General features: G+C 40.7%; 14 protein-coding genes. 4 read left to right on the top strand and 10 right to left on the bottom strand.

Annotated features, from left to right (window positions below; all coding sequences use genetic code 11):
• Positions 1-72: 72 nt before the first annotated feature.
• The 7 genes from AY606_RS06050 to AY606_RS06080 all read right to left on the bottom strand — a co-directional run bounded on the left by AY606_RS06050 (position 73) and on the right by AY606_RS06080 (position 7,911).
• The gene (locus tag AY606_RS06050; RefSeq protein WP_067866170.1) at positions 73-339 is read right to left on the bottom strand and encodes an HP1242/YdcH family protein; all 267 of its coding nucleotides are present in this window, start codon (positions 337-339) and stop codon (positions 73-75) included.
• A 100-nt stretch (positions 340-439) separates the two neighbouring features.
• Positions 440-778, bottom strand: a complete 339-nt coding sequence (locus AY606_RS06055) for a chaperone modulator CbpM (protein ID WP_067866172.1) — start codon at positions 776-778, stop codon at positions 440-442.
• A gap of 10 nt (positions 779-788) precedes the next feature.
• The gene (locus AY606_RS06060; protein ID WP_067866174.1) at positions 789-1,757 is read right to left on the bottom strand and encodes a DnaJ C-terminal domain-containing protein; all 969 of its coding nucleotides are present in this window, start codon (positions 1,755-1,757) and stop codon (positions 789-791) included.
• Positions 1,758-1,900: 143 nt separating this feature from the next.
• Positions 1,901-2,368: a DUF2147 domain-containing protein gene (locus AY606_RS06065; RefSeq protein WP_067866175.1), complete on the bottom strand. Its 468-nt coding sequence runs from the start codon at positions 2,366-2,368 to the stop codon at positions 1,901-1,903.
• Positions 2,369-2,861: 493 nt separating this feature from the next.
• Complete coding sequence (hslO, locus tag AY606_RS06070) at positions 2,862-3,737, bottom strand: Hsp33 family molecular chaperone HslO (protein WP_067866177.1); 876 nt, start codon at positions 3,735-3,737, stop codon at positions 2,862-2,864.
• Between the two features lie 50 nt (positions 3,738-3,787).
• Positions 3,788-5,629 carry a monovalent cation:proton antiporter-2 (CPA2) family protein gene (locus tag AY606_RS06075; RefSeq protein WP_067866179.1) on the bottom strand — a complete coding sequence of 614 codons (1,842 nt, stop codon included), beginning with the start codon at positions 5,627-5,629 and terminating at the stop codon, positions 3,788-3,790.
• A gap of 59 nt (positions 5,630-5,688) precedes the next feature.
• A complete protein-coding gene (locus AY606_RS06080; RefSeq protein ID WP_067866181.1) occupies positions 5,689-7,911 on the bottom strand; it encodes a primosomal protein N' in 2,223 nt (740 codons plus the stop codon).
• A 152-nt stretch (positions 7,912-8,063) separates the two neighbouring features.
• On the opposite strand from AY606_RS06080, the gene gspF reads away from it, so the two are divergent.
• From gspF to AY606_RS06095, 3 genes are all read left to right on the top strand, one after another.
• On the top strand, positions 8,064-9,269 hold the full coding sequence (gene gspF, locus AY606_RS06085) for a type II secretion system inner membrane protein GspF (RefSeq protein WP_067866183.1): 1,206 nt from the start codon (positions 8,064-8,066) through the stop codon (positions 9,267-9,269).
• Positions 9,270-9,307: 38 nt separating this feature from the next.
• On the top strand, positions 9,308-9,745 hold the full coding sequence (gene gspG, locus AY606_RS06090; protein WP_067866614.1) for a type II secretion system major pseudopilin GspG: 438 nt from the start codon (positions 9,308-9,310) through the stop codon (positions 9,743-9,745).
• Positions 9,746-10,029: 284 nt separating this feature from the next.
• The gene (locus tag AY606_RS06095) at positions 10,030-10,365 is read left to right on the top strand and encodes a hypothetical protein (RefSeq protein WP_067866185.1); all 336 of its coding nucleotides are present in this window, start codon (positions 10,030-10,032) and stop codon (positions 10,363-10,365) included.
• Positions 10,366-10,597: 232 nt separating this feature from the next.
• Here AY606_RS06095 and lnt read toward each other — a convergent pair whose 3' ends face one another.
• Together lnt and AY606_RS06105 are read right to left on the bottom strand one after the other, a co-directional pair.
• Complete coding sequence (gene lnt, locus AY606_RS06100) at positions 10,598-12,157, bottom strand: apolipoprotein N-acyltransferase (protein WP_067866187.1); 1,560 nt, start codon at positions 12,155-12,157, stop codon at positions 10,598-10,600.
• A complete protein-coding gene (locus AY606_RS06105; RefSeq protein WP_067866189.1) occupies positions 12,154-12,993 on the bottom strand; it encodes a CorC family transporter in 840 nt (279 codons plus the stop codon). Before AY606_RS06105 ends, lnt begins: the two co-directional genes overlap by 4 nt.
• Positions 12,994-13,195: 202 nt before the next feature.
• Between AY606_RS06105 and tusA the strand changes: the two genes are divergently transcribed.
• Positions 13,196-13,453, top strand: coding sequence for a sulfurtransferase TusA (tusA, locus tag AY606_RS06110; RefSeq protein WP_067866191.1), 258 nt, complete (start codon positions 13,196-13,198; stop codon positions 13,451-13,453).
• A gap of 55 nt (positions 13,454-13,508) precedes the next feature.
• On the opposite strand, the gene AY606_RS16580 is transcribed toward tusA, so the two are convergent.
• Positions 13,509-14,579, bottom strand: coding sequence for an AAA family ATPase (locus AY606_RS16580; RefSeq protein WP_249409223.1), 1,071 nt, complete (start codon positions 14,577-14,579; stop codon positions 13,509-13,511).
• Positions 14,580-14,636 lie beyond the last annotated feature (57 nt).

The following is a 14,636-nucleotide window of genomic DNA, read 5'->3' on the forward strand; positions in this document are numbered from 1 at the left end:
AACCCGATAAGGTGCTTTAAACTTAAAATCAGCTAAGTGGAATGATCTGTCTTTTCTTATTAATATTAAAAATTAATAAGGATCAGCCACTTGAGCAGTTCGCGTCAGTATTTTATAGATCTCGTCTTTTATTTTAAGTTTTTTGCGCTTCATTGACTCAATATCATCATTGATCAAATGAACCGGATTGAGTTCAAGTTGAGCAATTTCTTTATCCAGTTCCTGATGATTCTCAAATATTTTTGCAAAATGAGGATCATCATGACGCAGTTTATGGATGAGTTCCTGATGTTCTGGAAACATCTTTTTCACTTTTTTATTGCATTCTTTGGTTTTCATAAGCCTAGATTATTCTCACAAAAAAAGTTGGTTTAAGGATAAAAATAACAACCATGTACTTGCCCCTATACAGCAGTACGCTTCAGTTTCAAAAACTCCATCAAGAGTCTTTTACATTCATGTGTCTAACTTGCTTGCGTAATTGTTGAACTTCATCAATTAAATCCAGCATCATCGCCACCGCGGAAAGACTCGCATCAAAGTCGCGTTGTAAACGGTAAGCCCGGCGTGCACGAGACACATCATCCCCAAAGAACTGGTGAATCCGTTCTTCTGGGCGAGTATCTAAAATATCGTATTCAAGCAGTTGTAAAACCCATTCCGGACTTTGTCCACACGCATCAGCAAAATGCTTTAAATCAAAACTATGGTGTTCATCAATGATTTCGGCATGATTAAACCCATCACATACAACTTCACGATAATGAATAGTGGTCATGATTGTCTCCTTAAGCATTACGAGGCTTAAATGCTGAAAAAGCTTCTGCAAAAGCTTGATAAGCCTGCTGTTCATGTTCAGTTTGCGCAGCTGGATACACGATATTTAAAACCAGGAATAAATGACCGGGTACTTTGCTGGGTATCCCTTTGTCTTTTAGCCGAAGTTGCTGACCTGTCTTGGCATTTTTAGGCAGATTTACTTGCACCTTTGTTCCTTCAGGTGTTGAAATTTCAATACTTTGGCCTAGGGCTGCTTCCCATGGCGCAACATTGATGGTGTAGTAAATATCTGCACCTTCAACTCTAATTTTTTCAGTATCTTTATAATGAATTTCAATATAAAGATCACCATTTTTCCCGCCATTGATTCCCGTTTGACCTTGTCCGGAAAGACGGATGCTTTGGCCTTCTTTCATCCCTTTAGGAATTTTGACCTGTAATATTTTGCGCTGAACTTCAGCTTCACCAAAAGCATTTAAAGTCGGAATTTGCAAGCTAAGCTGTTGAGTTGAGCCGTGGTATGCAATCGCCACATCAACTTCGATGCTGGCGTGTTGGTCTTCACCGTGATAACTACGCTGCTGTTGTCTTTGTTGATTTTGATATTGATAGTTTCCTCCACCAAAGCCCGAACCGAAACGTCCAAAAAGATCTTCAAAGCCACTAAAGTCTGAATGGTCTTGCTGGTTAAATCCTTGGCGGTAGAAGTGTGCATTATCAAAACCACCGGTTCCTGTCTGTGCCCCCGATTGTTGAAAAGCTTCCGGATGATCAAGCTGAAAATCATATTCAGCTTTTTTCTCTTCATTGCTTAAAGTGTCATAGGCAACATTAATGCCTTGCATCTTCTCTTCCGCATCCGCTTCTTTACTGACATCGGGATGGAATTTTCGAGCCAATTTTCGATAGGCTTTCTTTATTTGATCTGGTGTGGCATTACGTGTAATGCCAAGAACTTCATAATGATTTTTAGGCATAAAAATAAGAAGCTAAAATTGGTTAGGTTTTAATCATTATTGAACCTTTCATGAAATTGAAATAGTGTAGATCTGTACCTTATTGTTTCAAATCATGACAAAAAAGGCTCCTTGTTAGGAGCCTAGAAAAATATTTAATAAAATCAGTATTTAACCCAAGTTACACTGCGACCAATCACTGAAACGCCCACATAGCCACGAAGATTTAAATGCTTGCCATTTGCACTTATACGTGCCTTACCTTTGTAAATTTTACCACCAATAGGATCAAGCACTCGACCATGATTAAATTCACGTGGGTTATCCGGATTTTGTTTAAAACCCCAGATAAAAGGTAAGCCGAGAAAGGGTTTATCTTTTAAGTTGCCCGGACAATTGGAGCAGATCCCCATTTTTTCTGACCCTGGAACATTGCGGGTCGCGACAATAATGCCTTCATAAGTACCATCCGGCTTTTTACTGATTTCAACATCGGCACGCGAATAACCAGTGCGATCATCAATGGTTTTCCATTTGCCGATCAAAGGATCATTTGTGCTATCAGCAAAACTAAATGAGGAAAGTGTGGCAAGTATTACCCCTGCAAATAGACCTTTATATAAATTCTTCATTAATATATCCCCCTTGAAATGTTTTTTAACTTTAGAGTAAAGCGCCTAATTTATAGCGATAATTTATTGAAAAATCAAACAAATAAAAAGCCAAAAACCTCACATAAACAATGAATTATGGTTATTAATTTATTCTTTTTAATATGTGGATATTAAAAAAGCCAAAAACCAGACTTTTAAAAGGATTAATTTTTGACTCAAATGATATTTCGACCGACAGCTGAGCCATCTTAGATCCATGAAAATTAACTATTTCACATGATTGTCCAGTTGTGCCCGCGCAGCGTATTGCTATCTTGCTACACCTAATCTGAAAATCAGGTCTATAACATGAGCATTAATAAATTTTTCTTTATTTTAGGATTTTGCTTATAGCCTGAAAGGATAGGGGAGACCAATCATTTAAATAAGCAAACACACAGGAGGAAAGTTAAATTTCGGATTAAAAAAGAGCAGCTAAATTGCCACTCTTGTTTTAGCGTTTGAAGCCAATTTAGCTCAGATGTTGGCCAAATAAGCCCAGAGCTTCTTCTGCAGTAAAGGTGTAGCGTGTACTACAGAATTGGCAGTCCATGGTAATTGGGTTTTGAAAATCCAAGGTTTCCTGTACTGCTTCCACTCCAATTTGAATGAGTGCATTGGCACAGCGCTCTTTGGAACAGGTACAACCAAAGCTTAACTTTTCCACTTCTGGTAAGCGCACATCCTCTTCGTTATATAAACGATAAAGAATTTCTTTAGCTTCGAGATCAGTCAGTTCTTCTGGTTTTAATGTGTCAGTCAAAATGGTCAGGCGTGGCCAGAGATCGTCATCAACAAGTTGCTGTTCTTCCTCACTAATTCGCGGTAACAGCTGAATCAGTAAACCGCCAGAATGCTGTGCAGTACTGGCCAAGCGAATTTTTGTCGGAATTTGTGCAGATAAATCATAATACTGCATCAAACAACCGGCTAAAGTGTCATGTTCGATAGGCACAATACCCTGATAGCGTTCACCAAATTCAGGTTCAATATTAATAAACAGCACCGGGCTGACCAACGCTTTGAAAACCGTACTACTGTCTTGTGCCTGAAAAAAGCGCGGATCTTCTTCGTAGTCAGCGGAAGCCCGTAATTCACCTAAATGGTTGCATTCCGCCATCGCCCATTTAAATGTGCCCGCTGCCTGAATTTGCAGGCTAATACGCCCTTTAATTTTAAGGGTGCTGGCCAGTAGGGCAGTAGCACTGAGCATTTCACCCAAAAGGATTTGAAGCGCTTGCGGATAGTCGCGTTGGGCCAGAATGGTTTGCAAAACTTTTTCGAGATGCACCACTTCACCCCGAATCGGGCAATTTTCAATATAAAAGCGTTGACGTAATTCAGACATAAATTTCTCCAATAGCCGGTGTTAATGGTGTCTACATTGTAAAACACAAGCTAGTTACGATCATCTCTTGTGACATCAATACGCTGATGTGCTAAGCCACGTTGCAAATTGACGCCAGTCGGTTCTTGACGAATCTGGGCATCACTTTCAAATAAGTGTTCAAGCTCTGCTAAAGCATTACGATGTGTTTCATAAATTTTTTGTTCATCGGTATAGATCCGTTGTTGCTGAAGCAATAGTTTTTCATCGTAATCACGGAACAATTCAATACTTTTATTCGCATCTTCTTCACTGATATCCAGTTCGCGCAAGGCACGGTAGGCCATCCCCAATGAAGATAAATAAGTTTCACGCCAGATATTAACTACCCCTAAATCACGCAGTAAATGCACATGATGACGATCACGTGCCCGTACTAAAAGTTTAAGGTGAGGATAGTTTAAACGAATATGACGCGCGACATTCATCGAGTCTTCAATATCATCAATCGCCAGCACAAAAACTTTGGCCTGTTCAATTCCTGCCGAACGCAAGATATCGGGTTGGGTGGCATCGCCATAGTATACCTTACCGCCATACTTTCGCACGAAATCCACTTTTTCTAAATTGCTGTCAATTGCGGTAAAGGATTGATGCTGTAAATGGGCAATACGGGCAATGATCTGTCCAAAACGTCCAAAACCGGCAATAATCATTGAGTTATGCGTATCTGGAATTTCATCATAGACAGGAACTTTTTCTTTATCAATTAAAGGAATAATCCAGCTGCTGATCAGCCAGTACAGCATCGGGGTGAGCACCATGGAAAGTGTAACAATCAAGGTTATAGGCTCAAGAATCGCTTGGGTGATGACTTTTTCACTCCCCGCCACTTTGAGCACCACAAAAGCAAATTCACCCCCTTGAGATAAACAGGTCGCAAGCAGCAAGCTGTTACGCCATGAATATTTTAAATAACGGGCAATTGCGGTCAGCGTAACGCTTTTGACCAACATTAAAATGAAGGCACCGCCAATAATCATCCAGGGCATATCGACGAGCAGGGATAGTTGGGTGGTCATGCCGACCGTCATAAAGAACAGGCCCAGTAATAGTCCCTTAAAGGGCGCAATACTGGCTTCAAGTTCATGGCGGAATTCAGAGTCAGCGAGTAACACTCCGGTTAAGAAAGCCCCTAATGTTGTACTAATACCCAGTACATCCATCAGTACAACTACGCCCAAGACAATAAACAGACCCACTGCAGTAATTAGTTCATGTGCGCCACTTTTTGCCACAAAACGAAAAAACGGACGCATCAGATAGCGGCTAAATAAAAACAAACCGCTAAAGGTGGCAATAATGGCGGCAAAATAAGCAACCCCATGATGGGTCGATTCAGTACCTGCAAGTAGCGGAATAATCGCCAATAGAGGAATCGCGGCAATATCCTGAAACAGTAGAATAGAAAAGGATTGTTGTCCGAAGGTGGTATTCAGTTGTTGTTTTTCCGCAAGCAATTGCAGAACAAAGGCGGTAGAGGAAAGTGCCAGTGCCATGCCAATCACAAAACTGGCAGAAAGGCTTTGGTTTAAGGCAAAAAAGATAAGGCTGGCAAGAATAACGCCAGTAATGCCGACTTGTAGACTCCCCATCAAAAAAATGGATTTACGCATCTCCCACAGTCGTTGCGGACGCAGCTCCAGCCCAATAATAAACATCAAAAAAATGACGCCAAATTCTGCCAGTTCCTGAATCGCTTCCGGGTCACTGGCAATATTAAAGACGCTGGGACCAAGTAAAATACCGGTAAACAAATAGCCGAGCACAGTGGCAATTCCAAAGCGCTTGGCCAAGGGAACCAAGAGTAGGGAAGCACCAAGGAAAATCGTAATTTGTAACAGTAGCGACATCGGTCTGTCCTAGAATTTATTCTAATTTCAAAAAATTTAAGCAAAGGCCGAACTTTGGCTTAGCTTAATTCCTGAGGGTCTATATCCAGTGTAAGTTTCATGGTTGAGGGCTTTTGATGCAACATATTTTGCCACCAGGCACGAATATAAAAGTGTAATCGGGCACGATCTTGTGATAACAGCACCATATGTGCCTGATAGCGTCCGGCTTTACGTTCCATTGGGGCAGGAATCGGTCCCCAGATATCAATCAGGTTTTCAGAAATCTGTCTGAGTGCTAGGGCATGTTGCTGTAAAAATTCCTGATTTTGTTCCTGACTTTTCGATTCACAGCGAATCAGTGCTGCATACCGGAAAGGGGGTAATAGTGCTGCTTGACGCTCTTTTAAGGTCTGCTGGGCAAAATGTCGGTAGTCTTTGTCAATTAAAGTGTTGAGTAGAGGATGGTCGGGTCTCAGAGTTTGTAAATATACTTCACCTTTGCGTTCGCCCCGTCCGGCACGCCCTGCGACCTGGATAATCAGTTGTGCGGTACGTTCGGTGGCACGAAAATCGACACTGAGCAAGCCTGAGTCAATATCCAAAATGGCCACTAAGGTGACATAAGGAAAGTGATGTCCTTTGGCCAGCATTTGTGTGCCAAGTAAAATAATCGGTTCACTTTTCTGAATCTTGTCATAAATTTTTTGCCAGCTACCGACTCGGCTGGTGGAATCCCGGTCTACGCGAATCACATCGAAATTGGGAAAAAGCTGTTGCAAGTGTTCTTCAACTTTGGCTGTGCCCAGGCCAATGGATTTCAGTTCCGTATGCTGGCACTGCGGACAATGCTCAGGCATGCGATGAATGGTGCCACAGTGGTGACAATGCAAATGCTGATAAGGCTGGCGATGTACGGTAAAGTTGGCGTCGCAATGCGGACATTTGGCTTGCCAGGCACAACTTTCACAAATCAGCACCGGTGCATAACCACGGCGGTTTAAAAAGATCAAAACCTGTTCTTTTTTATCCAGCCGTTTTTGAATTTCATCAATCAGGTTTTGGCTAATGCCATTTTGCTTTTGCGCAATTTTCAGATCAATTAGATGAATCTTTGGCATCAGCGCGATCCCCGCACGCTGATTCAGCTCTAAACGTGTCATTTTCCCCGAGTCAGCCAGTGCATAACTTTCAATGCTCGGTGTGGCTGAACCCAAAATAATCGGACAGTTCTCTAAATGTGCCCGATACATTGCGACATCACGGGCGTGATATCTGAAACCTTCTTGCTGCTTAAACGAAAGGTCGTGTTCTTCATCTAAAATAATTAAACCCAAATTTGGCAATGGAGTGTAAATCGCAGAACGTGTGCCTAAAATAATCGAGGCTTTACCGGTTTGTGCAGCCTGCCAGGCTTGTAAGCGTTTGGAATCATTGAGTCCTGAATGTAGCAGCACAATATTGCCATGAAAACGCGACTGGAAACGGCTAATGGTTTGCGGAGTAAGCCCAATTTCAGGCACTAAAACCAAGACTTGTTTGCCTTGTTTTAGTACCTCTTGCATGATTTGCAAATAAACTTCAGTTTTACCGCTACCAGTTAAACCATCCAGTAAAAAAGCCTGATATTTTCTCTGTGCTTTAAGCACCTGTTGTACTGCTTTCTTTTGGTCTTCATTCGCTGTTAACGGCATTTGCGCCAGTGTCACCGGCTGTGGACTAAAATCCTGATTTTCTAACACACATTCAATGATGTCTTTTTTTTCTAAAGCTTTCAGCGTCGCTGTTTCAATCCCGGCCAAATTTAAAATATTTTCGGTAGTTCCCTGAGGATGCAATTTCAGTATTTTATAGGCCTCTTGCTGTTTTTCAGAGCGCTTCACTTTAGTCTCAGCCGCTAAATCCAAAACTTTCCACATGCGTGCCAATAAATTATAGGGTTTTCCCTGACGTAAGAAGGTCGGCAAGGCACTCTGAAAAACTTCACCCATGGGAAACTGATAATATTGCGCTGACCAAGTAAGTAAATTTAAGCTTTTCGAATCTAAAATTGCCTCATCATCGAGTAACTCGGTAATGGCTTTAAGTTTAAAACAGGGATCAATCGGGGTATCGGCTGTTAATTTTTCAACAATAATGCCCACCAGATTCTGACGTCCAAACGACACGGCAACACGTGCCCCAACTTCAGCTTTTTGGTATTGTTCAGCACTGAGTAAGTAATCGAAGCAGTCATAGAGATGTACAGGCACTGCAACACGAATGCGATAAATGTCGGATGAAGTCGAGGGTGTATTTGGCATAAATTAGGGTCAAAGCGTCCTGATCAAATTTCGTCGTACTCAAGATAGAGTTATGGTAGAGTGAGCAAATCATGAATATCTAAGAATATGAATGATTTTGGTGGTCAGACGCAACAGCGCTGAAGCAAATTTTGGAAAATTAGAGCATCACAATGCCTGCATATCAATTTACTGCCATTGATGCTTCAGGGAAGCAGCAAAAAGGCGTGTTAGAAGGCGATTCAGCACGTCAGATTCGTCAACAGTTAAGAGACAAAGAGCTCATTCCTGTGACTGTCGATCCTGTTGAGCAAAAAGATAAGCATAATTCTACCCGCTGGTTTCAGAAAAAACTCACTGCTTATGATTTGGCCTTGTTTACCCGTCAACTTTCAGTTTTGGTTGCAGCAGGGATTCCTTTAGAAGAAGCGCTGCGTGCAGTGGGCAAGCAAAGTGAAAAAGCTCATGTACAAAATTTGTTGATGTCGGTGCGCTCAAAGGTCATGGAAGGGCATTCACTGGCCAATGCCTTGCAGCAAGCAGGGCGTTTACCGGATTTATATATCGCCACCATCGCAGCAGGTGAGCGCTCGGGTCATCTCGATTTAATTCTGGACCAGTTGTCAGATTACACCGAAAACCGTTTTGCCATGCAAAAGAAAGTGCAGGGCGCGATGATTTATCCAATTATCTTAATGCTGATGTCCTTTTCAATTGTGATGGGCCTGATGACTTATGTGGTGCCCGATATTGTAAAAACCTTTGATCAAAATAAAGATGCATTGCCCTGGATTACGGTCGCGCTGATGAAAACTAGCGATTTTATTCGTGTGGCTTGGCCATTTTTGCTGATCGCCAGTGTAGTGGGTTTTTCTGCTTTATTTCGCTTTTTAAGAACTTCTGCCGGACATTATGCATTTGATCGTTTAACACTCAAGTTGCCATTATTGGGTAAATTATCCCGTGGTATAAATGCAGCACGCTTTGCCAGTACCTTGTCGATTTTAACGCAGTCCGGCGTGCCTTTAGTAGATGCACTGAAAATTGGTGCAGCGGTGAGCAATAACTGGGTGATTCGGGATTCAGTCAATTTGGCTGCCGAAAAAGTCACCGAAGGAGGCAACCTTGCAACCCAACTGGAGCGCAGTGGTTATTTTCCACCGATGATGGTACAAATGATCAGAAGTGGTGAAGCCTCGGGCGAGCTGGATCGTATGCTGGAGCGTGCTTCAATTATGCAGGATCGAGAGGTCACTACCCTCATTTCAACACTCCTGGCTTTACTTGAACCGTTAATGTTGGTGTTAATGGCCAGTATTGTCTTGGTGATTGTGATTGCGGTGATGCTGCCAATTGTAAATATGAATAATATGATTTAACCCATTTTATAAAGATAATGATTTTGCGAGAGAGTGATATGCAAGGAAAAATATATCAAGCCAAGCAATCAGGTTTTACCTTGATTGAAGTGATGGTGGTCATTGTAATTTTAGGCGTTTTGGCTGCGCTGATCGTTCCGAATGTAATGGGTCGTGGTGAAAAAGCCAAAGTCGATACTTCTGCCATTACCTTAAAAGGTGTTGCTGGAGCTTTGGATCAATACAAGCTGGATAATGGTAAATATCCTTCTATGCAAGATGGCGGTTTAGATGCACTGGTGAATCAGCCTGCTTCTGCAAAAAACTGGATGCAGGGCGGTTATGTCAAAGGTGGCTATCCGAAAGACAGTTGGGAAAATGATATCCAGTATGTGATTCCAGGTGCTGAAGGCCGTGCATTCGATTTATATTCCTTTGGCGCAGATGGCAAAGAAGGCGGTGAAGGGACAAATGCCGATATTTATTACCAGCCTTAACTGAAATCTATTATTTATTTTGAATGAATAGAATATATCACTTCACTTAATTTGACTGTTCAATACTAAGTGAAGTGATAATAAATCTTAATTATAGAATAGATAATAAGATATTGATTTTTAACACATTTTAATAATAATCCCGGTTTGATATTTATAATAAGAATTATTACCATATTTGATGGTTACAATAATGCGGGTAGGTGAATAAAAATAGACTTTTCATTTATTCAAAAGCTTGCATAATGTTCTGAATGGCAAGGATTTTGCATCGGGAGGATAGAATGAAAGCATTAATCATATCGGATGAAATTAACCAATTTCATGCAGCAATGCTCAAATCTGTTCTTTTAATTTTGAGCTTACTTCCGATGAGTCAGAGCAGTTTAACTTTATGGAATGCTACGGAAGGAAGTAGCCAGATTATGGTAGGCTTCTTTGCAATCAGTTTTTTCAGCGCATTATGTGTACTGTGCTTTTGGTCTGCATTAAAAGCGACTGTATTAAGCGTAAAACAACAACAAATTTCAGCCTTAGAACAAAGGGTAGTGAATGTTTACCGTTATATCCCCATGCTATTTTTAACCGTAATGATGTCTTATTTAGTCACCCAGTTATAAATTCAGTTAAAACAAAAAACCGAGGCATTGACCTCAGTTTTTTGTTTTATTAAGTAGATGCATGATTTAATCTTTCCCCACCTCCCGTTTTTAAAGGGAGGCGCTTCCTCTGCCAAAGGTAGAGGATTGAGGAGAGAGGGATATTTCAAGAAACTCTCTCTAATCGTTTGCTTGAAACTTCGCTTTAACAGCCATGCTTTTAAGCTCGTTCAGGAGAGAGAATCTATAAAATTTAACGCCGTGACTTAAACGACACATCAACCTTACGTGGACGATAAATCCAGCCCAGAATCAACAACAATAACGAGAAACCAAGAATCGGCCAGTCACTGAGACGCATATATAAGGTTTCACCTTGCATTGCTGGAACATCACCCCGAAGGATTGTTGTTTGATTAATAGGTGCCTGTTTCACAATATGACCATTATGATCAATAAATGCAGTCACACCGGTATTGGTAGCACGAATAAACCAGCGGCCATTTTCTTTGGCACGCATTTGTACCATTTGTAAATGTTGCCAAGGTCCGGCAGTTCCGGTAAACCAAGCGTCATTAGATACGGTCACCAAATAATCGCTTTGACTGGCATTACGACGGGTCAAATTGGGATAAGCCACTTCATAACAAATAGCAGCACCCAGTGCATGATTTTTCACATTCAATGGTTTTTGATCACTTGCACCACGAGAAAAACCACTCATCGACGGGTCATTTTGTAATGCAGGCAACACCCAGCTGAGCCAGCCAGATAAAGGGATATATTCACCAAACGGAACTAGACGCTGCTTTTTATATAGACCATCCGTCTCATCACCTGTCGCCATGATACTGTTGTAGTACATTGGCATGCCTTCAGATTTAGATTCTTTCAAATCCCAATAAGGAAGACCTGTGACCCATGCCGTTCCAGATTTTTCTGCCTGAACTTTCATGGCATCCAAGAAAGGTTCAATATCGGTTTGGAACATTGGAATGGAGGATTCCGGCCAGACAATCAGGTCACGGCCCCATTCAGTACGACTTAAATTGGCATAGATCATCAATGTTTTGAATTGGTATTCTGTCAGCCATTTCAGGTCTTGTGGAATATTGCCTTGAATCAGGGAAACTGAAAGTGGCTTCTCATCTTTCTTTTCAACAAAGTTGAGATATGAAGCTCCCCAAGCCCCGAGCAGTAAGATCGCGGAAGGGATGATCCAAAATACACGTCTATTCAGAATTTCAACCAGCGCACAGGCCAGCATGATCACCACAAACGATACACCAAAGATCCCAAATAAGGGTGCATAGCCATCTAGAAAGCGTTCCGTGAAGGCATAACCGACAAATAACCAGGGAAAACCGGTAAATACCCAAGTTTTTGTCCACTCAAACAACACCCAAAGTGGTGCAAAGGTGAGGGGGGTTTCCGGGAAGAATCGACGGTAAATCCAAGTTTGCAGGGCGGTAAATAAACCCATCACCAAGGCCATAAAAGCAATCATCAGTACACTTAAAAAGGCACTGGTATCACCATAGACATGGATGGAAGTATATAGCCAAAATGCGCCGACAAACCATAAACCAAAGCCATATGCCCAACCAATGCCAAAAGCTTGTCGGGCAGAGCGTTTACGCAAGGAAGCATAAAGTAAGGCCGGGGACAGCAGTGCAAGCCACCAGTAATAATAAGGTGCCAGTGCAAAACTGAACATGGCACCTGAAAATAACGAAATTAAAAAGGGATAAATAAACGGGAGCTGATTTTTTTGTTGGGATGAATTTAGCAGCTTATCAAAGTATGTTCTCATTTACGGACAGCTCGAATCAGATGAATAGTACGTGCATCTGCTTCTACAATGGTGAATTCCCAATTTTCAAGCTCAATAATTTGACCTTGTAAATCGCTGACTAAACCAATTTCTTGAAGCAATAAACCGCCGACAGTTTCTACTTCATCATCAGAAAATTCAGCATCTAAAACATTGTTAAAATGTTCAATTGGTGTAAGTGCTTGAACGAGCCAGGTATTTGCGGTTTGAGGGCCATTATCCGGAATGATGTATTGAGCCTCTTCATCGACCGTATCATGTTCGTCTTCAATTTCACCGACAATTTCTTCTAAAATGTCTTCTAAAGTCACCACTCCAGAAGTTGTGCCATATTCATCAATGACCACGGCGATATGGGTCTGGGTATTTTTTAACATACGCAAGACTTGATCAGAGCGGGCACTTTCAGGGACAAAGATCGGCTGGCGCATTAATGCACGAATATCAACTTTAGTGTTCTGTTCAGTCAAAAAGGGCAGTAAATCCTTGGCCAATAAAATGCCAACCACGTTATCGGGTTGATCGGACGAAAATACCGGGAAGCGAGAATGCGCAGACTCTACAAGGGTATGCAAGATGTCGAGTAGCTGATCATCTTCTTGCAGGCTAATCATCGATGTACGTGGGGTCATGACCTCACGGACTTTTGTTGCAGGAAGGTCAAGTACGCCTTCAAGCATTGCAACAGTATCGGGTTCTAAAAAACGACGTGAATCTTGTACTAATTTTAGCAGTTCGTCGCGAGTTTCGGGTGCAGTGCTTAACCATTTACGTAAGCCACGCATGCCCCACGACGGGCCTGATTCCTCGTGCATGATCTTTCCTAAAGACTCTTAATATCTAAAAAAACAAATTTTATCATACTCGAGAAAATATAGATGTCTATCTATAAAATTGCTGTATTTTATGAATGCATGAGTCATCATTTTTTATCATTTGGATCTGGGCTTTGAAAGCAAAAGACAGCATTTAAGTTTATGTTAAAATGGCGATGATTTTTTAATACCGAGTTTAAGAATGTCTGAACCGCTTGTTACTCCCACTATTCAGCTGAATACACGAGGACTACGTTGTCCTGAACCTGTAATGATGTTGCATCAAGCGATTCGTAAATCAAAATCCGGTGATGTGGTAGAAGTGTTTGCCACGGATAATTCGACGTCTTGGGATATTCCAAAATTCTGCATCCATTTAGGCCATGAATTATTATTACAAGAAGAAGTGTTGGATGAAGCCGGTAATAAAGAATTTCATTATTTGGTCAAGAAAGGCTAATTGCTGTATTGGACGCATAAAAAAAATCCCTGCATTATGCAGGGATTTCTGTTTTTTATGAGGTTTGGATTTTGGAAAACGCGTCTTTAAAATAGATAGGTACTAATAATGGAAAATCATCAAAAATCTTATTAATAATCTCCAATTTTAATTTTTCCTCTTTGTTTTGTCTTACTTTATTTAGCTCGGAAATTTGGTTTAGAATTTTTGATTCAAGTTCATGTCCTTGGTGATGTGTAAACCATTCCGGAGTATCTATTGTTACTCCATTTATTAATTGAATAGATATTTTATTTTGATTCTGAATTTGAAATTGACTCTCAATTTTATTGAGAATCCAATCATGAATTTCTTGTAAGCACTCGGCAGAATTGTAGTTTAAAGAAATATAACGATGACTTATTTCATCTTGTGAGCCCGTTTTTAAGGCTAATATCAATAATCCAATAAACAAAGGGTTCAGTAAGCAGTTCTCTATACTGTACTGTTGGCTGAAAGCATTTACCAAAATTCCTTCTTCTGTTTCTTGGTTAGTTAAATCCCAATCAATAATTCCGAAGCAACTCTTATTGCCATGGTTACGCATAGTCTGAGTAATATGTTTTACCTGAGAGCAATTAGCAACAGGATCACCATTTTGATCTGTTCTTGAGTCCCCTGAAGAAATAAAATTTAGTGAAACCTCCTTATTTAAATAAGGACTTAAAATTTTATAAATTGCATCGTAATATTTGACATCATAAGGACTCTCTACGAAAACTTGTTTTCGATTCTCATAATTGATACTTAAAGATGGAACACCAGCTGTCAAAACTGATAAGGCTTCGTCTTTGCTACATTTTCTAATTCGCTGTTCTGAATTTTCAACTACAAAAATATCTTGTTCTTCTGCTAAGGCAACAGTGCTAGGTGAATGAGTTGTAACAATTACTTTAATACCTAATTCACTGACAAAGACATTTTTGAGAATGCTTAAGTATTGTTTTGACATAGAAGGATGAAGTGAGGCATCCGTTTCATCAAGTAAAAGCACTTTGGGTAATTGGCTAGCATGTTCTTTGTTATAAAGAGCAAATGCTAAAGAGATAAGAATTTTTTCGCCTGAAGATAAATCAGAAATTTTCACTGAAGCTTTATTACTGATTTTTATGAATCTTGGTTCATAGTTTGTTTCAGGATCATG

The sequence above is a fragment of the Acinetobacter sp. SFB genome, assembly GCF_001647545.1.
Taxonomy (GTDB): domain Bacteria; phylum Pseudomonadota; class Gammaproteobacteria; order Pseudomonadales; family Moraxellaceae; genus Acinetobacter.

Excerpts from the sequence above, each read along its gene's own strand:
- AY606_RS06105 (WP_067866189.1), bottom strand. The coding sequence starts at position 12,993 with ATGCACGAGGAATCAGGCCCGTCGTGGGGCATGCGTGGCTTACGTAAA.
- AY606_RS06055 (WP_067866172.1), bottom strand. The coding sequence starts at position 778 with ATGACCACTATTCATTATCGTGAAGTTGTATGTGATGGGTTTAATCAT.
- AY606_RS06065 (WP_067866175.1), bottom strand. The coding sequence starts at position 2,368 with ATGAAGAATTTATATAAAGGTCTATTTGCAGGGGTAATACTTGCCACA.
- gspF (WP_067866183.1), top strand. The coding sequence starts at position 8,064 with ATGCCTGCATATCAATTTACTGCCATTGATGCTTCAGGGAAGCAGCAA.
- hslO (WP_067866177.1), bottom strand. The coding sequence starts at position 3,737 with ATGTCTGAATTACGTCAACGCTTTTATATTGAAAATTGCCCGATTCGG.
- AY606_RS06050 (WP_067866170.1), bottom strand. The coding sequence starts at position 339 with ATGAAAACCAAAGAATGCAATAAAAAAGTGAAAAAGATGTTTCCAGAA.
- tusA (WP_067866191.1), top strand. The coding sequence starts at position 13,196 with ATGTCTGAACCGCTTGTTACTCCCACTATTCAGCTGAATACACGAGGA.
- lnt (WP_067866187.1), bottom strand. The coding sequence starts at position 12,157 with ATGAGAACATACTTTGATAAGCTGCTAAATTCATCCCAACAAAAAAAT.
- gspG (WP_067866614.1), top strand. The coding sequence starts at position 9,308 with ATGCAAGGAAAAATATATCAAGCCAAGCAATCAGGTTTTACCTTGATT.
- AY606_RS06060 (WP_067866174.1), bottom strand. The coding sequence starts at position 1,757 with ATGCCTAAAAATCATTATGAAGTTCTTGGCATTACACGTAATGCCACA.
- AY606_RS06095 (WP_067866185.1), top strand. The coding sequence starts at position 10,030 with ATGAAAGCATTAATCATATCGGATGAAATTAACCAATTTCATGCAGCA.
- AY606_RS06075 (WP_067866179.1), bottom strand. The coding sequence starts at position 5,629 with ATGTCGCTACTGTTACAAATTACGATTTTCCTTGGTGCTTCCCTACTC.
- AY606_RS06080 (WP_067866181.1), bottom strand. The coding sequence starts at position 7,911 with ATGCCAAATACACCCTCGACTTCATCCGACATTTATCGCATTCGTGTT.